Source organism: Pseudomonas sp. GW458-11-26-14-LB4, from assembly GCF_059423925.1.
In genome coordinates, this window is sequence record NZ_JBWKYU010000002.1 from 266,987 (window position 1) to 288,627 (window position 21,641).

Below are 21,641 nucleotides of genomic sequence, written 5' to 3' on the forward strand. Positions count from 1 at the left end.
GAGGAATTCGTCATGGCTTTAACAGTAAACACCAACACCACGTCGTTGAACGTTCAGAAAAACCTGAACCGCGCTTCCGACGCTCTGTCGACTTCGATGCAGCGCCTGTCTTCCGGCCTGAAAATCAACAGCGCTAAAGACGACGCCGCTGGCCTGCAGATCTCCAACCGTATGTCTTCCCAGATCCGCGGTAACACCCAGGCAATCCAGAACGCCAACGACGGTATCTCCGTTGCCCAGACCGCTGAAGGCGCTCTGCAAGCTACTACCGACATTCTGCAGCGTATGCGTGAACTGGCTGTTAAAGCACGTAACGGTACCAACGGCACTGCTGACCAGACCGCTACCAACGCTGAATTCGCTCAGATGTCCGACGAGATCACCCGTATCTCGGCTTCGACCAACCTGAACGGCAAAAACCTGCTGGACGGTTCGGCTGGTACTGTAACCCTGCAAGTGGGTGCAAACACCGGTTCGGCTAACCACATCGACCTGGTACTGAGCTCCAAGTTCGACGCCGTCAGCCTGTCGGTTGGTAGCGGTACTCTGTCCCTGACCGGTGCTACCGTAACTGGCGCTTCGCAGAACATCGACAACGCGATCACTGCAATCGACGCCGCTATCGCTGCAATCGGTGCAACTCGTGCCAGCCTGGGTGCTTCGCAAAACCGTCTGACCAGCACCATCCAGAACTTGCAGAACATCACCGAGAACACCACTGCTGCACAAGGTCGCGTACAAGATACCGACTTCGCCGCAGAGACTGCTAACCTGACCAAGCAGCAAACCCTGCAACAGGCTTCGACCTCTGTTCTGGCTCAAGCCAACCAACTGCCTTCCGCTGTACTGAAGCTGCTTCAGTAATTTCGGAATGAGTTTTAGCGGGGGAGTGCGCTTGCGTGCTCTCTCGCTTTTTACGTTATGAGGTGATGAGCATGGACATGAGCGTCAAGCTTAACGTGTCTTATCCGGCTCCCAAACCAGCCAATACCGTTACCGACAAGCCGTCGGAAACCAAGCCTCAGACCGTTGATGCTGTTCCTGCCTCGAAAAAGAGCCAGGAAGCAGATGAAACCAAGCTGAAGCTGGCGGTGCAGGAGATCGAGAAGTTCGTTCAGTCGATCAAGCGCAATCTGGAATTTTCGATCGACGAGCATTCCGGCAAGGTCATCGTCAAGGTGATCGCAAGCGAGACGGGCGAGGTCGTACGACAGATCCCCTCCGCAGAAGCCCTGAAGCTGGCAGACAGCCTCGCCAACGCAAGTCACGTGTTGTTCGACGCCAAAGTCTGATAGCTGGCATGAATAGTGTTTGAAGTTCTTTAGGCGCAGGTATTGGTCAAAAGACTGGCAACAACCCAAGGGAGATGCACATGGCAAGTCCAATTTTACCGGGTTCGGGCCTGGGTTCCGGCCTGGACATCGGTGCGATCGTTACTGCGCTGGTCAACGCTGACAAATCGCCGAAGCAGACGCAGATCGATAACCAGACCAAAACCAACACGCTGAAAATTTCCGGTGTGGGTGCTCTGAAGAGCGCGCTGACCACCTTTCAGGCGGCATTGGCCACTCTGGGCAGCAAGACCAATCCCGCATTCGCCGGCTACACGGCGACATCGAGCGTGCCTGGAACGCTGACTGTAACTTCCGATAACACTGCGGTTTCGGGCTCTTACAGCGTTGTCGTGAAAGAACTGGCTACCGGTTCGAAGGTCGCCTCTGCAGCCTTTGCCGGCGGTGCATCCAGTGCCATTCCGAGTGGTACCCTGAAAATCAGTCAGAATGGCACTGATTACAATGTCACCATCCCGGCCAATGCGACCTTGCAGAGCACGCGTGATGCGATCAACAAGGCTCAGGGCAGTAATGGTATTTCCGCCAACATCGTGACCGACGCCACTGGCGCCTCTCGTCTGGTGATCGGTTCGAACAAGACCGGTGCGGGTTCCGATCTCACTGTCAGCGGTATTGCCGGTCTGGAAATCGATGGCACCAAAGTCATGTCGGCTACGCCGGCGGCAGGTGATTCCGGTTCCGTGGGCGCGCTCGCCAAGGATGCGTCCCTGACCATCGATGGCCTGGCAGTCACCAGCAAGAGCAATACGGTTACCGGTGCGATCAGCGGCATGACCCTGAATCTGGTCGCTGCCAGCGCGACGCCGTCCACGGTTACCGTTGATACCAATACCAAAGGGCTGCAGACGTCGCTTCAGCAGTTCGTCGATGCCTACAATTCGCTCAAGACCACCGTTGACAGCCTGTCCAAGGCCACGCCGGATGAAGACGGCAAGCTGACCGTGCAGGCGGCGTTCACTGGCGATTCCTTGCCGCGTTCGTTGATTGCGAGCATTCGCGCCGAGTTTACCGGCGCGGGCGCGGGTGGCTCGATGGCCTATCTGTCGGAAGTGGGCATCATGACCGACTCCATTACCGGTAACCTGAAGCTCGACACCACTGCCTTCAACAAGGCCATGGCGGCTCCGGGGGCAACGGGTCAGGTACAGCAGTTGTTCAGTGGTACCAATGACACCAACGGTCTGCTGGCGCGCATGAGCAAGGCGGTTGACCCGTATCTCAAGACATCGGCCGACGGCAAGACTCAAGGTCTGCTGGATCAGCGACTGACGATCCTGAATGCCAATAGCCGGACGATTACCGATCAGCAAAAAGCCCTGGATGTCCGTGTGGCCAACCTGACCAAGACGTTGACTGCCAAGTACAACGCCATGGACTTGCTGGTAGGGCAGATGAAGGCGACGGCGAGCAACATTACGTCGTTCTTCAGCTCGCTGAACGCTCAGCAATCCGCGAAGTAACATGCAAAAACGACAAAAACCCGGCTACGCTTTCGAGCGTGCGCCGGGTTTTTGTCTTATGGTCTAAAGTTTTTCGACTCGCTGGCGATACACTGTTCATACGAGTCATTGTGGCAAATGAGGTAGAACATGAATCCGATGTTAGCCCTTCGGCAATACCAGAAAGTAGGTGCGCACGCTCAGACCTCTGAAGCGAGCCCTCATCGCCTGGTGCAAATGCTGATGGAAGGCGGTCTGGACCGTATCGCCCAGGCCAAAGGTGCGATCGAGCGCAAGGACATTCCTGCCAAGTGCACGTCGATCAGCAAGGCCATCGGCATCGTCAGCGGGCTGCGTGAAGGACTGGATCTGGAAAATTCCGCGGATACGCTGGCTGATCTGGACGGTCTTTACATCTACATGATGAAGCGTCTCGCCGAGGCGAACATCAGTAGCGATCCGCGTATTCTTGATGAGGTTGCCGGCTTGCTGAGCACCGTCAAAGAAGGCTGGGATGCGATCGCGCCTGCGCCCGCTCCGCAGTTCTGAGGAGATCACCATGAGTCTTGTATTGCAGCGAATCGAAGAAACCCGGGCAGCGTTGGTCGGAGCACTGGCCGAGCGCAACTGGGAGGCCATCGGTCAACTGGATCTCGATTGCCGTTCCTGCATGGAAGATGTCTTGAGTGAGGCTTCGGTGGACGAGGTCGCATTGCGCGACAACCTCGAGGAGTTGCTGCATGTCTACAAGCAGCTGCTTGAAGTCGCCATGGGTGAGCGTCAGGCGATAGTCGACGAGATGTCGCAGATCACCCAAGCGCAGAACGCGGCAAAGGTTTACCATCTGTTTGGTTAATTAACCCCCAGTTAATCCAGACATGTGCGCCATAAATTTGACTGTGCACGGTTTTTTGACTTAACTAGTGGCTGTTTTCAGATTTCAGGCGTCTACAGGCACAAGGTGTCCTGCAAGCGTCTCGCTTGCCCCTCATTTTGGGCATTGAGTTGACTAGGGAAGTTGCTATTGCATGTGGCGTGAAACCAAAATTCTGCTGATCGATGACGATAGCGTCCGCCGCCGCGACCTGGCGGTGATCTTAAATTTTCTTGGCGAAGAAAATTTACCCTGCGGAAGCCATGACTGGCAGCAGGCAGTCGGCTCTTTGTCGTCTAGTCGTGAGGTCATTTGCGTACTGATCGGGACGGTCAATGCTCCTGGTGCGCTTTTGGGCTTGCTAAAGACACTCTCAACCTGGGATGAGTTCCTTCCGGTTTTGCTGATGGGCGATAATTCTTCGGTGGACCTGCCCGAAGACCAACGCCGCCGGGTACTTTCAACCCTCGAAATGCCGCCGAGCTACAGCAAGCTGCTGGACTCCCTGCACCGTGCCCAGGTCTATCGCGAGATGTACGACCAGGCCCGAGAGCGCGGCCGCCATCGCGAACCCAACCTGTTCCGCAGCCTCGTCGGCACCAGCCGCGCGATCCAGCACGTGCGTCAGATGATGCAGCAAGTGGCCGACACCGACGCCAGCGTGTTGATCCTCGGCGAGTCCGGGACCGGCAAGGAAGTGGTTGCGCGCAACCTGCATTACCATTCCAAGCGTCGTGACGCGCCATTCGTACCGGTCAACTGCGGGGCGATCCCGGCCGAGTTGCTGGAAAGCGAACTGTTCGGCCACGAGAAGGGCGCCTTCACCGGCGCGATCACCAGCCGTGCCGGCCGCTTCGAGCTGGCCAACGGCGGTACGCTGTTCCTCGATGAAATCGGCGACATGCCGCTGCCGATGCAGGTCAAGCTGCTGCGCGTGTTGCAGGAGCGCACCTTCGAGCGCGTGGGCAGCAACAAGACCCAAAGCGTCGACGTGCGCATCATCGCCGCGACTCACAAGAATCTCGAAAGCATGATCGAGATCGGCACCTTCCGCGAAGACCTCTACTATCGCCTGAACGTGTTCCCGATCGAGATGGCGCCGCTGCGTGAGCGCGTCGAAGACATTCCGTTGCTGATGAACGAGCTGATCTCGCGCATGGAGCACGAGAAGCGCGGTTCGATCCGCTTCAACTCCGCCGCCATCATGTCCCTTTGCCGCCATGGCTGGCCGGGCAACGTCCGCGAGCTGGCCAACCTGGTGGAGCGCATGGCGATCATGCATCCGTACGGGGTGATCGGCGTGGTCGAGTTGCCGAAGAAATTCCGCTACGTCGACGACGAAGACGAGCAAATGGTCGACAGCCTGCGCAGCGACCTGGAAGAGCGCGTGGCGATCAACGGCCACACGCCGGACTTCACCGCCAACGCCATGCTGCCGCCGGAAGGTCTCGACCTGAAGGACTACCTCGGTGGTCTGGAGCAGGGCTTGATCCAGCAGGCGCTGGACGACGCCAACGGCATCGTTGCCCGCGCCGCCGAACGCCTGCGCATTCGCCGCACCACGCTGGTGGAGAAGATGCGCAAGTACGGCATGAGCCGTCGTGAAGGTGATGAACAGGCGGATGATTGACGCCTGTTTTTCAACTGCTTCATTTATAAGCGGTTTTTTTTAGGCACGGGTATTGCTACGTCCCTCGCAACGTTCCGTTTAACTGACGGTCAGCCAAGCGAGAGAGCACAATGCCCCAAGCCTCCCAGATGTCTTCTGTTCCCGAGTCCTCGGGGCAACTGCCGTCCGTAGAGCAGGCGAGCCGCCAGGGGCTTGAGCAGGCATTCGCCCTGTTCAACCAGATGTCGAGCCAGTTGACCGACTCCTATAGCATGCTCGAAGCCCGGGTCACCGAGCTCAAGGGCGAGTTGGCCGTAGTCAGCGCCCAGCGCATGCAGGAACTGGCGGAAAAAGAACGCCTGGCCAACCGTCTGCAAAACCTCCTCGATCTGTTGCCCGGCGGCGTCATCGTCATCGACGGTCACGGCATCGTGTGCGAGGCCAATCCGGCCGCCATCGATCTGCTGGGCCTGCCTCTGGAAGGCGAGCTGTGGCGCCATGTCATCGCCCGTTGCTTCGCGCCTCGTGAAGATGACGGCCACGAAATTTCCTTGAAGAACGGTCGACGCCTGTCGATTGCCACCCGCTCGCTGGATGCCGAGCCGGGGCAGTTGGTACTGCTCAACGACCTGACTGAAACCCGTCACTTGCAGGATCAGCTTGCGCGCCACGAGCGACTGTCTTCCCTGGGTCGGATGGTCGCTTCGCTGGCTCATCAAATTCGTACGCCGTTGTCCGCCGCCTTGCTGTACGCCAGTCATTTGACCGAGCAGGAACTGCCGGTCGCCACCCAGCAGCGCTTCGCCGGTCGCCTCAAAGAGCGTCTGCACGAGCTCGAGCATCAGGTGCGCGACATGCTGGTGTTCGCTCGCGGAGAATTGCCGCTGACTGATCGCATCACGCCCAATACCTTGATGCAATCGTTGCAGGCCGCGGCGCTGACCCATGTGCAGGATCTGCCGATCCGCTGGCAATGCGACAGCCATGCCGGCGAGTTGCTGTGCAATCGCGACACGCTGGTCGGGGCGCTGCTCAATCTGATTGAAAACGCGATTCAGGCGAGTGCCGGTGAGGTGCGTCTGAAGGTGCATTGCTATACCCGCGACAACACTCTGCGTTTGTGTGTCAGTGACAGCGGCAGCGGTATCGATGCGACAGTGCTGGCGCGGCTGGGCGAGCCGTTTTTCACCACCAAAGTCACCGGGACCGGCCTGGGCCTGACCGTGGTCAAGGCCGTGGCGCGTGCGCATCAGGGAGAATTGCAGCTGCGTTCGCGGGTCGGGCGCGGTACGTGCGCGCAGGTCATCCTGCCGTTGTTTTCTGCTGTACAGGGAGCTGAGTGAAGGTCATGGGCATCAAGGTTCTGCTGGTCGAGGATGACCGCTCGTTGCGCGAAGCGCTGGCCGATACGCTGTTGCTGGCCGGTCACGACTATCACGCGGTGGGTTCGGCCGAAGAGGCGCTGAACGCCGTCGAGCGCGAAGCGTTCAGTCTGGTGGTCAGCGACGTCAACATGCCGGGCATGGATGGTCATCAATTGCTCGGCCTGCTGCGCGCGCGACAACCGCAATTGCCGGTGCTGCTGATGACCGCCCATGGCGCGGTCGAGCGCGCGGTCGATGCGATGCGCCAGGGCGCGGCGGATTATCTGGTCAAGCCGTTCGAGCCCAAGGCTCTGCTGGATCTGGTGGCGCGCCACGCCTTGGGCAGCCTTGGCGCCAGTGACGCCGAAGGGCCGGTCGCGGTCGAGCCGGCCAGTGCTCAATTGCTGGATCTGGCGGCGCGGGTTGCGCGCAGCGATTCTACCGTGCTGATTTCCGGCGAGTCCGGCACCGGCAAGGAAGTGCTGGCGCGCTACATCCACCAGCAATCCCATCGCGCCAGTCAGCCGTTCATTGCGATCAACTGTGCAGCGATCCCGGACAACATGCTCGAAGCCACCCTGTTCGGTCACGAAAAAGGCTCGTTCACCGGCGCCATCGCGGCCCAGGCCGGCAAGTTCGAACAGGCGGACGGCGGCACCATTCTGCTCGATGAAATTTCCGAAATGCCTCTGGGCCTGCAAGCCAAGCTGCTGCGGGTGTTGCAGGAGCGGGAAGTGGAGCGGGTCGGCGCCCGCAAGCCGATCACTCTCGATATTCGCGTGGTGGCCACCACCAACCGCGATCTGGCCGGTGAAGTGGCGGCGGGGCGGTTCCGTGAAGACCTCTATTATCGTCTGTCGGTATTTCCGCTGGCCTGGCGTCCGTTGCGCGAGCGCACCGCCGATATCCTGCCGCTGGCCGAGCGTCTGTTGGCCAAACACGTCAATAAAATGAAGCACGCGATGGCGAAGTTCTCGCCCGAGGCGCAAGCGTGCCTGATCGGTTATCCGTGGCCGGGCAACGTGCGCGAGCTGGATAATGCGGTCCAGCGGGCCTTGATTCTGCAGCAGGGCGGGTTGATCCAGCCGCAGGATTTCTGTCTCTCCGGGCCTGCGCTGTTCGCCCCGTTGCCGTCGGTTGTGCCGGTTGCGCCGGTCATTTGTGAAGTCGAAATCGAGGCGGATTCGGCCGGTGCGCTGGGCGATGACCTGCGTCGCCGCGAGTTCCAGATGATCATCGACACCCTGCGTACCGAACGCGGTCGACGCAAGGAAGCCGCCGAAAAACTCGGCATCAGCCCGCGCACCCTGCGTTACAAACTGGCGCAAATGCGCGATGCGGGCATGGATGTCGAAGGCTACCTGTTCGCCACCTGACGGGTGGCGCAAACGTTTGAAACGGCTTTTCTGAAAGCGGTGCCCATGAGCTGGCACCGTTGTTGCTAACACCTGAGTACCCGCCGAGTGAGTGTCAAAAAATTGCGGGCCGCCCAAGAGAGTAGACCATGAGCCAAGGTATTGAATTTAATCGGTTGATGATGGACATGAAGGCCATGCAAATGGACGCCATGTCGAAGCCGAAATCGATTGCCGCTGCCCCTGAAGTGGCAGGCAGCAGCTTTTCCGACATGCTCGGTCAGGCCATCAACAAAGTCAGTGATACCCAGCAGGCGTCGACTCAGTTGGCCAACGCATTTGAAATCGGCAAGAGCGGCGTCGATCTGACGGACGTGATGATTGCCTCGCAAAAAGCCAGCGTGTCGTTCCAGGCTCTGACCCAGGTGCGCAACAAGCTGGTTCAGGCTTATCAAGACATCATGCAGATGCCGGTTTAAGGACGAGATTGAGTCATGGCAGAAGCAGTCGCCGATAACGTTCCGGCCAAGGCCACCCCGATAGACGGCAAACCGCCGTTGTTCGGCCTGTCCTTCCTGGAAAACCTCTCCGAGATGACCGTGCTGCGTCAGGTGGGCCTGTTGGTCGGCCTGGCCGCGAGCGTGGCGATTGGCTTTGCCGTGGTGCTGTGGTCGCAGCAACCGGACTACCGGCCTCTGTACGGCAGCCTTGCCGGCATGGACGCCAAGCAGGTCATGGACACCCTGGCCTCCGCCGACATTCCCTACACCGTCGAACCGAATTCCGGCGCCTTGCTGGTCAAGGCCGATGACCTGTCCCGTGCGCGGCTCAAGCTCGCGGCCGCTGGTGTCACTCCCAGCGACGGCAACATCGGTTTTGAAATCCTCGACAAGGAACAGGGTCTGGGCACCAGTCAGTTCATGGAAGCGACCCGTTATCGTCGCGGCCTCGAAGGCGAACTGGCCCGCACCATTTCCAGCCTGAACAACGTCAAGGGCGCGCGCGTTCACCTGGCGATCCCGAAAAGCTCGGTGTTCGTGCGTGACGAACGCAAGCCAAGCGCTTCGGTACTGGTGGAGCTGTATTCCGGTCGTTCGCTGGAGCCAGGCCAGGTCGTTGCCATTATCAACCTGGTGGCAACCTCTGTTCCCGAGCTGAGCAAATCGCAGATCACCGTCGTCGACCAGAAGGGCAACCTGCTGTCGGATCAGGCGGAAAATTCCGAAATGACCATGGCCGGCAAGCAGTTCGACTACAGCCGCCGCATGGAAAGCATGCTCACCCAGCGCGTGCACAACATTCTGCAACCGGTACTGGGCAACGATCGCTACAAGGCTGAAGTCTCGGCCGACGTCGATTTCAGTGCCGTCGAATCGACCGCCGAGCAGTTCAACCCGGATCAACCGGCGCTGCGCAGCGAGCAGTCGGTCAACGAACAACGCACCGCCAGCAATGGCCCGCAAGGTGTGCCGGGTGCCCTGAGCAACCAGCCACCGTCGCCGGCTTCGGCGCCGCAGACCACCGGTGGCGCAGCCGCCCCGGCGAGCATGGTGCAACCTGGCCAGCCACTGGTTGATGCCAACGGTCAGCAGATCATGGACCCGGCTACCGGCCAGCCGATGCTCGCGCCGTACCCGGCGGACAAGCGTCAACAATCCACCAAGAACTTCGAACTCGACCGCTCCATCAGCCACACCAAACAGCAGCAAGGTCGCCTGAATCGCCTGTCGGTGTCGGTGGTGGTGGACGATCAGGTCAAGATCAACCCGGCCAACGGTGAAACCACCCGTGCGCCGTGGAGCGCGGACGAATTGGCGCGCTTCACTCGTCTGGTACAGGACGCCGTCGGCTTCGACGCCAGCCGTGGCGACAGCGTCAGCGTGATCAACATGCCGTTCTCCGCCGAGCGCGGCGAAGTGATCGCCGACATTCCGTTCTACTCCCAGCCATGGTTCTGGGACATCGTCAAACAAGTGCTGGGTGTGTTGTTCATCCTGGTGCTGGTGTTCGGCGTGCTGCGTCCGGTGCTCAACAACATCACCGGTGGCGGCAAAAGCAAGGAGCTGGCCGGTCTGGGCGGCGACATGGAACTCGGTGGCATGGGCGGTCTGGATGGTGAACTGTCCAACGATCGCGTCAGCCTCGGCGGCCCGACCAGCATCCTGCTGCCGAGCCCGAGCGAGGGTTATGACGCTCAGTTGAACGCAATCAAGAGTCTGGTGGCAGAAGACCCGGGTCGTGTGGCCCAGGTCGTGAAAGAGTGGATTAACGCAGATGAGTGATAACCGAGCCGCCGTCGCCAAACTGTCCCGGGTCGATAAAGCCGCGATTCTGCTGCTGTCCCTGGGTTCGACCGATGCCGCACAAGTGCTGCGCCACATGGGCCCCAAAGAGGTCCAGCGAGTCGGCGTGGCCATGGCCCAGATGGGCAACGTCCACCGTGAGCAGGTCGAGCAGGTCATGAGCGAGTTCGTCGACATCGTCGGCGATCAGACCAGCCTGGGCGTCGGCTCCGACGACTACGTGCGCAAAATGCTCACCCAGGCCCTGGGTGAAGACAAGGCCAACGGCCTGATCGACCGCATTCTGCTGGGTGGCAACACCAGTGGCCTCGACAGCCTGAAATGGATGGAGCCGCGCGCCGTTGCCGACGTGATCCGTTACGAGCACCCGCAGATCCAGGCGATCGTGGTCGCGTACCTCGATCCGGATCAGGCCGGTGAAGTGCTGGGCAACTTCGACCACAAGGTGCGTCTGGACATCATCCTGCGCGTCTCGTCGTTGAACACCGTGCAGCCGGCCGCGCTGAAAGAATTGAACCAGATCCTCGAGAAGCAGTTCTCCGGCAACTCGAACGCCTCGCGCACCACCCTGGGTGGCATCAAGCGGGCGGCGGACATCATGAACTTCCTCGACAGCTCGATCGAAGGCCAGCTCATGGACTCGATCCGCGAAGTCGACGAAGACCTGTCCGGTCAGATCGAAGACCTCATGTTCGTGTTCAACAACCTGGCCGATGTCGACGACCGCGGGATCCAGGCGCTGTTGCGCGAAGTCTCTTCCGACGTACTGGTGCTGGCTCTCAAGGGTTCGGACGAAGGCGTCAAGGAGAAGATTTTCAAGAACATGTCCAAGCGTGCCGCCGAACTGCTGCGCGACGACCTCGAGGCCAAGGGCCCGGTGCGCGTCAGCGACGTGGAGACCGCGCAGAAGGAAATCCTCACCATCGCCCGCCGTATGGCCGAAGCCGGAGAAATCGTGCTCGGTGGCAAGGGCGGCGAGGAAATGATCTAAGCCCATGGACAAGCATGACGACGATGTGACGGACCTGATCCGTGCCCGGGACGTCCGTGGTTTCGAATCTTGGGCGTTGCCCAGCTTCGACCCGCCGAAACCTGAGCCCGAGCCGGAACCGGAGCCTGAACCGCCGGAAATGGAAGAGGTGCCGCTGGAAGAGGTCCAGCCACTGACTCTGGAAGAACTCGAAAGCATCCGTCAGGAGGCCTACAACGAGGGCTTCGCCATCGGCGAAAAGGAAGGCTTTCACAGCGCCACCCTCAAGGTGCGCCAGGAAGCCGAAGTGGTCCTGACGGCCAAGGTCAACAGCCTTGAGCAGCTGATGGGCCACCTGTTCGAGCCCATCGCCGAGCAAGACACCCAGATCGAAAAGTCACTGGTCGACCTCGTGCAGCACATCGCCAAGCAGGTGATTCAGCGCGAACTGGCCATCGACTCGACGCAGATCGAACACGTCATGCGCGACGCCCTCAAGCTGCTGCCGCTGGGCGTGGGCAATGTGCGGCTGTACGTCAATCCACAGGATTTCGAACAGGTCAAAGCCCTGCGCGAACGTCATGAAGAAACCTGGCGCATCGTCGAAGACGAATCCCTGCTGCCGGGCGGTTGCCGGGTCGAGACCGACCACAGCCGGATCGACGCCAGCATTGAAACCCGCGTCAGCCAGGTCATGGCCAAGCTGTTCGACCAGTTGCACGAACAGGCCCTGCACCCGGCCGCGCCGGACCTGAGCCTGGACCTGCCGGAAGCGCCGAAACCGGCACCGGTCGCAGAAGAGCCGCTCGCGGACGCCCCCGATGCGCCTTGAACGCACCAGTTTCGCCAAGCGCCTGAGCACCTACGCCGAGGCCACCGAAATCGCCGGTGCGCCGATTCTCGAAGGGCGGCTGCTGCGCATGGTCGGCCTGACGCTGGAAGCCGAAGGCCTGCGCGCCGCCATGGGCACCCGCTGCATGGTGATCAACGACGACACCTATCACCCGTCCCAGGTTGAAGCCGAAGTCATGGGTTTCTCCGGCAGCAAGGTGTTCCTGATGCCGGTCGGCAGTGTGGCTGGCATTGCCCCGGGTGCCCGCGTGGTGCCGCTGGCCGACACGGGTCGCCTGCCGATGGGCATGAGCATGCTCGGTCGCGTGCTCGACGGCGCCGGACGTGCGCTGGACGGCAAGGGCGGCATGAAGGCCGAAGACTGGGTGCCGATGGACGGCCCGACGATCAACCCGCTCAACCGTGACCCGATCAGCGTGCCGCTGGACGTCGGCATCCGTTGCATCAACGGTTTGTTGACGGTCGGTCGCGGCCAGCGTCTGGGTCTGTTCGCCGGTACCGGTGTCGGTAAATCGGTGCTGCTCGGCATGATGACCCGCTTCACCGAGGCCGACATCATTGTCGTCGGCCTGATCGGTGAGCGGGGTCGAGAAGTTAAGGAGTTCATCGAGCACATCCTCGGTGAAGAAGGCCTCAAGCGTTCCGTTGTAGTGGCGTCGCCTGCGGACGATGCGCCGCTGATGCGTCTGCGCGCGGCGATGTACTGCACGCGGATCGCCGAGTATTTCCGCGACAAGGGCAAGAATGTCCTGTTGCTGATGGATTCCCTGACCCGTTTCGCCCAGGCCCAGCGGGAAATCGCCCTGGCCATCGGCGAGCCGCCGGCGACCAAGGGGTATCCGCCGTCGGTTTTTGCCAAATTGCCGAAACTGGTGGAGCGCGCCGGTAATGCGGAGAAGGGCGGGGGTTCGATCACCGCGTTCTACACCGTATTGTCCGAAGGAGATGACCAGCAGGACCCGATCGCCGACTCGGCGCGTGGTGTGCTCGACGGCCACATCGTGCTGTCGCGACGCCTGGCCGAAGAGGGTCATTACCCGGCCATCGATATCGAAGCCTCGATCAGCCGGGTGATGCCGGCGGTGGTGTCGCCGGAGCACATGCAGCGTGCGCAATACTTCAAGCAGCTGTGGTCGCGCTATCAACAGAGTCGCGATCTGATCAGCGTCGGCGCCTATGTCGCGGGCGGTGACCGCGAGACTGACCTTGCCATCAATCTGCAGCCGCAACTGGTCAGATACCTGCGTCAGGGTCTCAACGACAACATCAGCCTGGGTGAAAGCGAAGCGTATCTCGGCACGATTTTCGCCCCGGCGGCCGGCGGGTAACCGGTCATGGCCCTGAGTCGAGCCGCGCGTCTGGCGCCGGTGGTGGACATGGCCGAGAAGGCCGAGAAAACCGCCGTGCAGCGCCTGGGTTACTTTCAGGGGCAGGTGAAGGTGGCCGAGAGCAAGCTCGCCGACCTGCATGCCTTTCGTCTGGATTACTCCGAGCAGTGGATCGTACGCGGCAGCACCGGCGTGTCCGGGCAGTGGCTGCTGGGTTTTCAGGGCTTTCTGGCGCAACTCGACACCGCCGTCGATCAGCAGCGCCAGAGTCTGCAATGGCACCAGAACAATCTGGACAAGGCCCGCGATGCCTGGCAGCAGGCATTCGCCCGGGTCGAAGGTCTGCGCAAGCTTGTACAACGTTATCTGGATGAAGCGCAGCGCGCCGAAGACAAGCGCGAACAGAAGCTGCTGGACGAGTTGTCCCAGCGTTTGCCGCGCCACGAGGCGTTTTGACGGGCAGATCTCGCACAGATCCCGACGCTATCGCGCCTTGCCCATGGCCCCTTCAGGTGCTAAACCTTGTACAGGTTCGTCAAATGACAAGGAAGCCAGTACATGTCAGTCGTTACAGAAGTGTCTGCGGACAAGAAAAAGCTGACGATTTCGGTCAAGGGGCGATTCGATTTCGCCAAGCATCAGGAATTTCGCCAATCCTACGAAAAAGAGCAGCCCGAATCTGTGATTGTCGACCTCAAGGAGGCGACCTATCTCGACAGTTCGGCACTCGGCATGCTGCTTCTGCTGCGTGATCATGTCGGCGGGGACGACTCGGAAATCCGCGTGGTCAATAGCAGTTCCGATGTGAAGAAAATCCTCGCCATCTCCAACTTCGACAAGCTGTTCGACATCAGTTGACGGCCATGCAGCCGCAAGAGCCGCTGACGATCCTGATCGCCGAAGACAGCGCCGCTGACCGGCTGTTGTTGTCGACCATCGTCCGTCGTCAGGGGCATGAAGTGCTGACGGCCACCCACGGTGCGGAGGCGGTCGAGGCATTTATCCGACAAAAGCCGCATCTGGTGCTGATGGACGCCATGATGCCGGTGATGGACGGGTTCGAAGCCGCACGCCAGATCAAGAACCTGGCGGGTGAGAATCTGGTGCCGATCATCTTCCTCACCTCGCTGACGGAAAGTGAAGCGCTGGCCCGCTGCCTTGAGGCTGGCGGTGACGACTTTCTGGCGAAGCCCTACAACCAGGTGATTCTCGCCGCCAAAATCAAGGCGATGGATCGCTTGCGCCGCTTGCAGGCCACGGTTCTTCAGCAACGCGACCTGATCGCCAAGCATCACGACTATCTGCTCAACGAGCAGCGGGTCGCCAAGGCTGTATTCGACAAGGTCGCGCATTCCGGTTGCCTGAGCGCGCCGAATATCCGTTACCTGCAATCACCCTATGCGCTGTTCAATGGCGACCTGCTGTTGGCGGCGTACACCCCGGCCGGCGACATGCATGTGTTGCTCGGTGACTTCACCGGTCACGGCTTGCCGGCGGCGGTCGGCGCCATGCCGCTGGCCGAGGTGTTCTATGGCATGACCGCCAAGGGTTACGGTCTGGCCGAGACCCTTAGGGAAATGAACGCCAAGCTCAAACGCATCCTGCCGGTGGACATGTTCTGTTGCGCGACGCTGTTGTGCCTGAGCTTTCAGCGGCGCTCGGTGGAAGTCTGGAACGGCGGCATGCCCGACGGTTATCTGCATTGCCTGGCTACCGGGGAGCGCAAGCCGCTGGCGGCTCGGCATCTGCCGCTGGGGGTGCTCAGCCCGCAGACCTTCGATGACCGCACCGAGGTTCACTCGATGGCGGTGGGCGATCGGGTGTTTCTGCTCTCCGACGGGGTCATCGACACCTGCGATGCCAACGATCAGTTGTTTGGTGTCGAGCGCTTGCACCAGGTGTTCGCCGCCAATCGCCAGCCGGATCGGCTGTTCGAGGACATCGAGCAGGCCTTGCAGGACTTTCGCGGTGAGGCCCGGGACGATGTGAGCATGGTCGAGGTCAGCCTGCTGGAGATGACGCAGGTCAATCCGTCGGCGCCGGTGTATTCCGACAGTGGTCAGTCCTGTCCGCTGGACTGGTCGGTGAGCTTCGAATTTCGCGGCGCCACGCTCAAGCGCTTCAATCCGTTGCCTTATCTGTTGCAGTTGCTACTGGAAGTGCATGGCTTGCGGGGGCAGAGTGGCGCACTGTACAGCGTGCTGGCCGAGCTTTATTCCAACGCGCTGGAGCATGGCGTGCTGGGCCTGGATTCGAGCCTCAAGCGCGATGCATCGGGTTTCGCCCGTTATTATGAGCAGCGCAATGCGCGCCTCGAGGCCTTGCAGGACGGTTACGTGCGCGTGCATTTGCAGGTGCGGCCGGAAGGTGAGGGCGGTTGTCTGGTGGTGCGGGTCGAAGACAGCGGCCAGGGATTCGATGTCTCGCGCGTGATGGAGCGGCCGCTCGACGGTGTCCGTCTGTCGGGGCGCGGAGTCAGTCTGATCCGGCAATTGGCGCGTAATGCCAGCTGGTCAGACGATGGTCGCAGTGCTCGCGTGGAGTTTTTCTGGGAGGCTCTGGCATAATCCGCGCATTCTTGATCAAGGAGTGAACAAGTGGCTGATACACATGTGGACCACGAGGCGCTAAGCGTGCTGCGGGAAGTGATGGAAGACAGCTATCCGGAACTGCTGGATACCTTCCTCGCCGATTCCGAAAATCGCCTGCGCGAGTTGCAGCAGACTGCCGATGCCGACGCATTGTCTTCCGTTGCGCACAGCTTCAAGGGCAGCAGCAGCAACATGGGTGCAACCCGTCTTGCGGTGCTGTGCCAGGAGCTGGAACAGCATGCCAGAGACAAAAGCCCTTCTGAAATCATCAAACTGGTCGCCGACATCCATAGCGAATTCGCCGATGTGCGGCCCGTTTATGTCGCCGAGCGGCAGCGCTCGCTGACCCACTGATCCTGCCGCCGGGCGGTTTTGTCGGAATTCTGACGAAACTGGCCCGGCACTTGCAGTCATCTATCCCAACTGTACCTACGATCCCAGTGCAGCGGAGACCGTGCCATGCCTGCAAGCCCCAACATTCTTCTTCAGACCGCCGCCCAGGCCAAGGCGCAAGCTGCCTCGTCCAAATCATCGGCAGTGGCCGCAGAGCCCGGGGACAAGGCCTCCAGCTTCGCTCAGGTGTTCGCCGATCAAGGCCCGAACAAGCCCTCGGTGAGCGTCGACAATTCGGCAAAACCTGCCCGTGACAAGGTCGCCGACAACAGCGGCAAGAAAGACCTCGGCAAGGATCAGTCTGCCGCCCCGGAGCCGGCGGTTGCCGATAGCGGCAAAGCCTTGCCCGCCGACAAATCGGCGACGGCGGCAACGGACGACAAGACCGCTACTGATGACGACACTGCCGACACCGCGCCGGCCCCTGTTGCCGAAACGGCGCCGGTGGATCCGGCACTGGTGGCGGCGGTAGAACCTGTCGTTACCGCACCGGTAGCCGCCACCCCTGTCGTCGATACCGCTGCGAAACCGGAAACCGATCAACCTGCCGTGGCGGCATTGCCGGGTATGGTCAAGGATCCGGCGCCGGCCACTGACCCGGCTTTCGACCCCGAGGCGGATCCGCTCGATTCACTGCCCGCCGTGCGCATGGCCATGGAGCAGAGTGGTCACATTTCTGCTTCCAGCCAGTCCCAGCCCAAGGCCACCCCGGCCCAGACTCAGGCTGACGGCGAATTGACCTCGGCGCAGACCTTCGCTGCCGGCATGGCCAGCATGCTCGATGTGCAGGCTGACAAGGACAGCACCAGTCAGGGCGGTGAGAAGGCGTTCAGCGGCCTGATCGATGACGGCCTGAAAGACCTGAAGACCGCCACAAGCGACACTCGTGTCGATGATTTCGCCAACCGTCTGGCGGCGCTGACCCAGGCTGCCACGCCGAAAACCGCCAACGCGGTGCCGGTGAACCAGCCGATTGCCATGCACCAGAACGGCTGGACCGAGGAAGTGGTCAACCGGGTCATGTACCTGTCGAGCAACAACCTGAAGGCGGCTGACATCCAGTTGCAACCGGCCGAGCTCGGACGTCTGGATATCCGGGTGAACATGGTCCCGGACCAGCAGACCCAGGTGACCTTCATGAGTGCGCATCCGAGCGTGCGTGAAGCCCTCGACGGTCAGATGCACCGCCTGCGGGACATGTTCAATCAGCAAGGCATGGGGCAGGTCGACGTCAACGTGTCCGACCAGAACCGTGGCTGGCAGGGCCAGGGTCAGGAACAGGCGCAGCAGGGGCAGAGCGGTCGTACCAGCGCTGCCGGCGGTCACCTGGATTCGGCTGAAGAAGAGTTGACCCCGACGGCTGTCGCTGAAGCCGCGGCCACCGCCACTCACGTGATCGGCTCCAGCGCCGTCGACTACTACGCCTGATCAAATCAAAAGCCCCTCACCCTAGCCCTCTCCCGGAGGGAGAGGGAACTGATTGGGGGATGCTTGAGATGCTCGCTAACCTTATTGTTTGGGCTGAATCCAAGTCGACTCGGTGCCTCAGGTCGATATATCACAACAAGACAACTCGATCGGCTCCCTCTCCCTCCGGGAGAGGGCTGGGGTGAGGGTTGCTTTTGACTTCAGCGTTGTCTCCGCTACTACCTACACTTCTGGCATAACACTTGCTCTTGCCTTGCCGTGCGACTGTGAAAACCCGATTAGTGACGGATTATTGGCATGGCGAAGAGCGAAGCTGCAGCAGTAAAAGACCCCGCAACCAAAGGCAAACTCAAGATGATCATTGCGATCGTGCTCGGGTTGCTGCTGGCCATCGGCGCATCTGTGGGGGCGACCTGGTTCTTCATGCACAGTGCCCAGAGCAAGCCCGAGGCGGCGGCCGAAGCGGCCCCGGTCGGCAAGCAACCGGCGATTTTCGAGCCGATGGCGCCGGCCTTCGTGGCCAACTACAACCAGAACGGCCGTCAGCGCTACATGCAGGTGAGCATCACCATGCTGGCGCGCAATCAGGCGGATCTGGAAGCGCTCAAAGTGCACATGCCGGTGATCCGCAACAACCTGGTGATGCTCTTCTCCGGTCAGGATTTCGCCACGCTGGCGACCCCGGTCGGTCAAGAGATGTTGCGCCAGAAGGCCACAGCCAGCGTCCAGGAAGTGGCGCAGAAAGAGCTGGGCAAAGTGGTGATCGAACAGTTGCTTTTCACTAATTTCGTACTGCAGTAGGAACACGACATGGCCGTGCAGGATCTGCTGTCCCAGGATGAAATCGACGCGCTGTTGCATGGTGTCGACGATGGTCTGGTACAGACCGATAACGCTGCCGAACCCGGCAGTGTCAAAAGCTACGACCTGACCAGCCAGGATCGCATCGTCCGTGGACGCATGCCGACTCTGGAAATGATCAACGAGCGTTTTGCCCGCTACACCCGCATCAGCATGTTCAACATGCTGCGCCGCTCGGCGGACGTTGCCGTCGGTGGCGTACAGGTGATGAAGTTCGGCGAATACGTGCACTCGCTGTACGTGCCGACCAGCCTCAACCTGGTCAAGATCAAACCCCTGCGCGGCACCGCGCTGTTCATCCTCGACGCCAAACTGGTGTTCAAGCTGGTGGACAACTTCTTCGGCGGCGACGGCCGTCACGCCAAGATCGAAGGGCGTGAATTCACCCCGACCGAACTGCGTGTGGTGCGCATGGTGCTGGAGCAGGCGTTCGTCGATTTGAAAGAAGCCTGGCAGGCGATCATGGAAGTCAACTTCGAGTACATCAACTCGGAAGTGAACCCGGCCATGGCCAACATCGTCGGCCCGAGCGAAGCGATCGTGGTCTCCACGTTCCACATCGAACTCGACGGCGGTGGCGGCGATCTGCACGTGACCATGCCGTACTCGATGATCGAGCCGGTGCGCGAAATGCTCGACGCCGGTTTCCAGTCGGACCTCGACGACCAGGACGAGCGCTGGGTCAACGCCCTGCGCCAGGACGTGCTCGACGTCGACGTGCCGATCGGTGCCACCGTGGCTCGCCGCCAGTTGAAACTGCGCGACATCCTGCACATGCAGCCGGGTGACGTGATTCCGGTCGAGATGCCGGAAGACATGATCATGCGCGCCAACGGCGTGCCGGCCTTCAAGGTCAAGATGGGCTCGCACAAAGGCAATCTTGCGTTGCAGGTTATCGAGCCGATCGAGCGCCGCTGAAGCGGCGCCCTCACTCCCTGATTCTTTTACCGGTTTTTTGCCCGCCGAGGACAAATGATGAACGACGATATGAACACCCAGGACGATCAGGCACTGGCCGATGAATGGGCTGCCGCCCTGGAAGAAACCGGTGAAGCCGGGCAGGCCGACATCGACGCGCTGCTGGCCGCCGATGCAGGTGCTTCGAGCTCCAACCGTCTGCCGATGGAAGAGTTCGGCAGCGTGCCGAAGAACAACGATCCGGTGACCCTCGACGGTCCGAACCTCGACGTGATTCTCGACATCCCAGTGTCGATCTCGATGGAAGTGGGCAGCACCGACATCAACATCCGCAACCTGCTGCAACTCAACCAGGGTTCGGTGATCGAGCTTGATCGTCTGGCCGGCGAGCCGCTGGACGTACTGGTCAATGGCACCCTGATCGCTCACGGTGAAGTGGTTGTGGTCAACGAAAAGTTCGGCATCCGTCTGACTGATGTGATCAGCCCGAGCGAACGCATCAAGAAGCTGCGCTGAGTGAAAAAGGTTCTGGGGGCTTTGTTCGGTCTGGCGCTGGCCTTGCCGTTCAGCGTGCTGGCGGCCGAGCCGGTGGCGGCAACTGCGGCCACTGCTGCGCCGGCCGTCAACAGCGGCGTGGCCGGACAGCTGACGCAACTGGTGCTGGGTCTGTTGCTGGTGCTGGGGTTGATCTTCTTCCTCGCCTGGCTGTTGCGCCGGGTGCAGCAGGCAGGTCCCGCCGGCAAGGGCCAGGTGATCGAGCTGATCGGTTCCCGCGCGCTCGGGCCGCGTGACCGTCTGATGCTGGTGCAGGTCGGCAACGAGCAGATTCTGCTCGGTCTCAGCCCCGGAACCATCACTGCGTTGCACGTGCTCAAAGAGCCGGTCGAGGTGCCGAGCACCGCCGACAAAGCGACTCCGGAATTTGCCCAGCATCTGTTGAAGATCCTCGGCAAGGATCAGAAGGATAAGAAGTAATGGGTGCGTTGCGCATCGTCTTGACCCTGGCCTTGATGTTGGCCGCGCCGCTGGCATTCGCCGCCGATCCGTTGTCGATCCCGGCGATCACCCTGGGCACCAACGCCGAGGGCGCGCAGGAGTACTCGGTCAGCCTGCAGATCCTGCTGATCATGACGGCGCTGAGCTTCATTCCGGCCGCCGTCATCCTGATGACCAGTTTCACCCGGATCATCATCGTCTTCTCGATCCTGCGTCAGGCCCTGGGCTTGCAGCAGACGCCGTCGAACCAGATCCTCACCGGCATGGCGCTGTTCCTGACGCTGTTCATCATGGCGCCGGTATTCGACCGCGTGAACAGCGATGCCTTGCAGCCGTACCTCGCGGAAAAGCTGACGGCCCAGCAGGCGGTGGAAAAGGCTCAAGTGCCGATCAAGGACTTCATGCTCGCCCAGACCCGCTCCAGCGATCTTGAGCTGTTCATGCGCCTGTCCAAACGCACCGACATCGCGACGCCGGATCAGGCGCCGCTGACGATTCTGGTGCCGGCGTTCGTGACGTCTGAACTGAAGACCGCGTTCCAGATCGGCTTCATGATCTTCATCCCGTTCCTGATCATCGACCTGGTGGTGGCGAGCGTGCTGATGGCGATGGGTATGATGATGCTCTCGCCGCTGATCATTTCCCTGCCGTTCAAAATCATGCTGTTCGTGCTGGTGGATGGCTGGGCGCTGATCATCGGCACCCTGGCCAGCAGTTTCGGAGGTGTATCGCCATGACGCCAGAAGTAGCGGTCGACATCTTTCGCGAGGCCCTGTGGCTGACCACCATGATGGTGGCGATTCTGGTGGTGCCGAGTCTGTTGGTGGGCCTGCTGGTGTCGATGTTCCAGGCCGCGACCCAGATCAACGAACAGACCCTGAGCTTCCTGCCGCGTCTGCTGGTGATGCTGGTCACGCTGATCGTCGCCGGCCCGTGGCTGGTGCAGACGTTCATGGAATACATCACTCAGCTGTACAAAAACATTCCGATGGTCATCGGCTAAGC

The 21,641-nt window shown here is 60.8% G+C and carries 24 protein-coding genes; all 24 read left to right on the forward strand.

The genetic code is table 11. The annotated features are described in order from the left end of the window. The first annotated feature begins 12 nt into the window (after positions 1 to 12). The 24 genes from AC07XZ_RS03990 (at position 13) to fliQ (ending at position 21,639) form a co-directional block, all read left to right on the forward strand. Positions 13 to 864, forward strand: a complete 852-nt coding sequence (locus tag AC07XZ_RS03990) for a flagellin domain-containing protein (RefSeq protein ID WP_007920059.1) — start codon at positions 13 to 15, stop codon at positions 862 to 864. A 71-nt stretch (positions 865 to 935) separates the two neighbouring features. Then, the gene (locus tag AC07XZ_RS03995) at positions 936 to 1,292 is read left to right on the forward strand and encodes a flagellar protein FlaG (protein WP_085605774.1); all 357 of its coding nucleotides are present in this window, start codon (positions 936 to 938) and stop codon (positions 1,290 to 1,292) included. 80 nt (positions 1,293 to 1,372) lie between these two features. Beyond that, entirely contained in the window at positions 1,373 to 2,815 is a 1,443-nt protein-coding gene (gene fliD, locus AC07XZ_RS04000; RefSeq protein ID WP_102686042.1) for a flagellar filament capping protein FliD, read from the forward strand. A 129-nt stretch (positions 2,816 to 2,944) separates the two neighbouring features. After that, positions 2,945 to 3,343, forward strand: a complete 399-nt coding sequence (fliS, locus tag AC07XZ_RS04005) for a flagellar export chaperone FliS (protein ID WP_007958302.1) — start codon at positions 2,945 to 2,947, stop codon at positions 3,341 to 3,343. Between the two features lie 10 nt (positions 3,344 to 3,353). Continuing rightward, positions 3,354 to 3,650, forward strand: a complete 297-nt coding sequence (gene fliT / locus AC07XZ_RS04010) for a flagellar protein FliT (protein ID WP_007958300.1) — start codon at positions 3,354 to 3,356, stop codon at positions 3,648 to 3,650. Positions 3,651 to 3,822: 172 nt separating this feature from the next. After that, positions 3,823 to 5,298 carry a sigma-54 dependent transcriptional regulator gene (locus tag AC07XZ_RS04015; RefSeq protein WP_003222863.1) on the forward strand — a complete coding sequence of 492 codons (1,476 nt, stop codon included), beginning with the start codon at positions 3,823 to 3,825 and terminating at the stop codon, positions 5,296 to 5,298. A 110-nt stretch (positions 5,299 to 5,408) separates the two neighbouring features. Further along, positions 5,409 to 6,620 carry a sensor histidine kinase gene (locus AC07XZ_RS04020; protein WP_102686043.1) on the forward strand — a complete coding sequence of 404 codons (1,212 nt, stop codon included), beginning with the start codon at positions 5,409 to 5,411 and terminating at the stop codon, positions 6,618 to 6,620. Between the two features lie 5 nt (positions 6,621 to 6,625). After that, complete coding sequence (locus tag AC07XZ_RS04025; RefSeq protein WP_102686044.1) at positions 6,626 to 8,017, forward strand: sigma-54-dependent transcriptional regulator; 1,392 nt, start codon at positions 6,626 to 6,628, stop codon at positions 8,015 to 8,017. Positions 8,018 to 8,145: 128 nt separating this feature from the next. Continuing rightward, on the forward strand, positions 8,146 to 8,475 hold the full coding sequence (gene fliE / locus AC07XZ_RS04030) for a flagellar hook-basal body complex protein FliE (RefSeq protein WP_007958292.1): 330 nt from the start codon (positions 8,146 to 8,148) through the stop codon (positions 8,473 to 8,475). 15 nt (positions 8,476 to 8,490) lie between these two features. Next, positions 8,491 to 10,278, forward strand: coding sequence for a flagellar basal-body MS-ring/collar protein FliF (fliF, locus tag AC07XZ_RS04035; protein WP_007958290.1), 1,788 nt, complete (start codon positions 8,491 to 8,493; stop codon positions 10,276 to 10,278). Beyond that, on the forward strand, positions 10,271 to 11,290 hold the full coding sequence (gene fliG, locus AC07XZ_RS04040; RefSeq protein WP_007958288.1) for a flagellar motor switch protein FliG: 1,020 nt from the start codon (positions 10,271 to 10,273) through the stop codon (positions 11,288 to 11,290). Before fliF ends, fliG begins: the two co-directional genes overlap by 8 nt. A 4-nt stretch (positions 11,291 to 11,294) precedes the next feature. Further along, a complete protein-coding gene (fliH, locus tag AC07XZ_RS04045) occupies positions 11,295 to 12,101 on the forward strand; it encodes a flagellar assembly protein FliH (protein WP_102686045.1) in 807 nt (268 codons plus the stop codon). Then, positions 12,091 to 13,449: a flagellar protein export ATPase FliI gene (fliI, locus tag AC07XZ_RS04050; RefSeq protein ID WP_085605786.1), complete on the forward strand. Its 1,359-nt coding sequence runs from the start codon at positions 12,091 to 12,093 to the stop codon at positions 13,447 to 13,449. The genes fliH and fliI overlap by 11 nt, the downstream gene beginning before the upstream one ends. A gap of 6 nt (positions 13,450 to 13,455) precedes the next feature. After that, positions 13,456 to 13,905, forward strand: a complete 450-nt coding sequence (gene fliJ / locus AC07XZ_RS04055; RefSeq protein ID WP_007951935.1) for a flagellar export protein FliJ — start codon at positions 13,456 to 13,458, stop codon at positions 13,903 to 13,905. Positions 13,906 to 14,007: 102 nt separating this feature from the next. Beyond that, positions 14,008 to 14,307: an STAS domain-containing protein gene (locus AC07XZ_RS04060; protein WP_011333053.1), complete on the forward strand. Its 300-nt coding sequence runs from the start codon at positions 14,008 to 14,010 to the stop codon at positions 14,305 to 14,307. A 5-nt stretch (positions 14,308 to 14,312) separates the two neighbouring features. Then, positions 14,313 to 16,016, forward strand: a complete 1,704-nt coding sequence (locus AC07XZ_RS04065) for an ATP-binding SpoIIE family protein phosphatase (RefSeq protein ID WP_102686046.1) — start codon at positions 14,313 to 14,315, stop codon at positions 16,014 to 16,016. Between the two features lie 30 nt (positions 16,017 to 16,046). After that, on the forward strand, positions 16,047 to 16,394 hold the full coding sequence (locus AC07XZ_RS04070; protein ID WP_102686047.1) for an Hpt domain-containing protein: 348 nt from the start codon (positions 16,047 to 16,049) through the stop codon (positions 16,392 to 16,394). Positions 16,395 to 16,499: 105 nt separating this feature from the next. Next, on the forward strand, positions 16,500 to 17,861 hold the full coding sequence (locus AC07XZ_RS04075) for a flagellar hook-length control protein FliK (RefSeq protein WP_102686048.1): 1,362 nt from the start codon (positions 16,500 to 16,502) through the stop codon (positions 17,859 to 17,861). A 297-nt stretch (positions 17,862 to 18,158) separates the two neighbouring features. Next, on the forward strand, positions 18,159 to 18,662 hold the full coding sequence (gene fliL / locus AC07XZ_RS04080) for a flagellar basal body-associated protein FliL (protein ID WP_007951946.1): 504 nt from the start codon (positions 18,159 to 18,161) through the stop codon (positions 18,660 to 18,662). Between the two features lie 9 nt (positions 18,663 to 18,671). Further along, on the forward strand, positions 18,672 to 19,640 hold the full coding sequence (fliM, locus tag AC07XZ_RS04085; protein ID WP_003222890.1) for a flagellar motor switch protein FliM: 969 nt from the start codon (positions 18,672 to 18,674) through the stop codon (positions 19,638 to 19,640). 57 nt (positions 19,641 to 19,697) lie between these two features. Continuing rightward, on the forward strand, positions 19,698 to 20,156 hold the full coding sequence (fliN, locus tag AC07XZ_RS04090) for a flagellar motor switch protein FliN (RefSeq protein ID WP_007951948.1): 459 nt from the start codon (positions 19,698 to 19,700) through the stop codon (positions 20,154 to 20,156). Next, on the forward strand, positions 20,157 to 20,615 hold the full coding sequence (gene fliO / locus AC07XZ_RS04095) for a flagellar biosynthetic protein FliO (RefSeq protein WP_085747106.1): 459 nt from the start codon (positions 20,157 to 20,159) through the stop codon (positions 20,613 to 20,615). It begins immediately after the preceding gene. Next, positions 20,615 to 21,373, forward strand: coding sequence for a flagellar type III secretion system pore protein FliP (fliP, locus tag AC07XZ_RS04100; protein WP_102686049.1), 759 nt, complete (start codon positions 20,615 to 20,617; stop codon positions 21,371 to 21,373). Before fliO ends, fliP begins: the two co-directional genes overlap by 1 nt. Beyond that, entirely contained in the window at positions 21,370 to 21,639 is a 270-nt protein-coding gene (fliQ, locus tag AC07XZ_RS04105; protein WP_007951951.1) for a flagellar biosynthesis protein FliQ, read from the forward strand. Before fliP ends, fliQ begins: the two co-directional genes overlap by 4 nt. The last annotated feature ends 2 nt before the right edge of the window (positions 21,640 to 21,641 follow it).

Excerpts from the sequence above, each read along its gene's own strand:
- fliT (WP_007958300.1), top strand. The coding sequence starts at position 3,354 with ATGAGTCTTGTATTGCAGCGAATCGAAGAAACCCGGGCAGCGTTGGTC.
- fliD (WP_102686042.1), top strand. The coding sequence starts at position 1,373 with ATGGCAAGTCCAATTTTACCGGGTTCGGGCCTGGGTTCCGGCCTGGAC.
- fliG (WP_007958288.1), top strand. The coding sequence starts at position 10,271 with ATGAGTGATAACCGAGCCGCCGTCGCCAAACTGTCCCGGGTCGATAAA.
- fliE (WP_007958292.1), top strand. The coding sequence starts at position 8,146 with ATGAGCCAAGGTATTGAATTTAATCGGTTGATGATGGACATGAAGGCC.
- fliM (WP_003222890.1), top strand. The coding sequence starts at position 18,672 with ATGGCCGTGCAGGATCTGCTGTCCCAGGATGAAATCGACGCGCTGTTG.
- AC07XZ_RS04075 (WP_102686048.1), top strand. The coding sequence starts at position 16,500 with ATGCCTGCAAGCCCCAACATTCTTCTTCAGACCGCCGCCCAGGCCAAG.
- AC07XZ_RS04065 (WP_102686046.1), top strand. The coding sequence starts at position 14,313 with ATGCAGCCGCAAGAGCCGCTGACGATCCTGATCGCCGAAGACAGCGCC.
- fliN (WP_007951948.1), top strand. The coding sequence starts at position 19,698 with ATGAACGACGATATGAACACCCAGGACGATCAGGCACTGGCCGATGAA.
- fliI (WP_085605786.1), top strand. The coding sequence starts at position 12,091 with ATGCGCCTTGAACGCACCAGTTTCGCCAAGCGCCTGAGCACCTACGCC.
- AC07XZ_RS04020 (WP_102686043.1), top strand. The coding sequence starts at position 5,409 with ATGCCCCAAGCCTCCCAGATGTCTTCTGTTCCCGAGTCCTCGGGGCAA.
- fliF (WP_007958290.1), top strand. The coding sequence starts at position 8,491 with ATGGCAGAAGCAGTCGCCGATAACGTTCCGGCCAAGGCCACCCCGATA.
- fliJ (WP_007951935.1), top strand. The coding sequence starts at position 13,456 with ATGGCCCTGAGTCGAGCCGCGCGTCTGGCGCCGGTGGTGGACATGGCC.
- fliS (WP_007958302.1), top strand. The coding sequence starts at position 2,945 with ATGAATCCGATGTTAGCCCTTCGGCAATACCAGAAAGTAGGTGCGCAC.
- fliQ (WP_007951951.1), top strand. The coding sequence starts at position 21,370 with ATGACGCCAGAAGTAGCGGTCGACATCTTTCGCGAGGCCCTGTGGCTG.
- AC07XZ_RS03990 (WP_007920059.1), top strand. The coding sequence starts at position 13 with ATGGCTTTAACAGTAAACACCAACACCACGTCGTTGAACGTTCAGAAA.
- AC07XZ_RS04025 (WP_102686044.1), top strand. The coding sequence starts at position 6,626 with ATGGGCATCAAGGTTCTGCTGGTCGAGGATGACCGCTCGTTGCGCGAA.
- fliL (WP_007951946.1), top strand. The coding sequence starts at position 18,159 with ATGGCGAAGAGCGAAGCTGCAGCAGTAAAAGACCCCGCAACCAAAGGC.
- AC07XZ_RS04015 (WP_003222863.1), top strand. The coding sequence starts at position 3,823 with ATGTGGCGTGAAACCAAAATTCTGCTGATCGATGACGATAGCGTCCGC.
- fliH (WP_102686045.1), top strand. The coding sequence starts at position 11,295 with ATGGACAAGCATGACGACGATGTGACGGACCTGATCCGTGCCCGGGAC.
- AC07XZ_RS03995 (WP_085605774.1), top strand. The coding sequence starts at position 936 with ATGGACATGAGCGTCAAGCTTAACGTGTCTTATCCGGCTCCCAAACCA.
- AC07XZ_RS04060 (WP_011333053.1), top strand. The coding sequence starts at position 14,008 with ATGTCAGTCGTTACAGAAGTGTCTGCGGACAAGAAAAAGCTGACGATT.
- fliP (WP_102686049.1), top strand. The coding sequence starts at position 20,615 with ATGGGTGCGTTGCGCATCGTCTTGACCCTGGCCTTGATGTTGGCCGCG.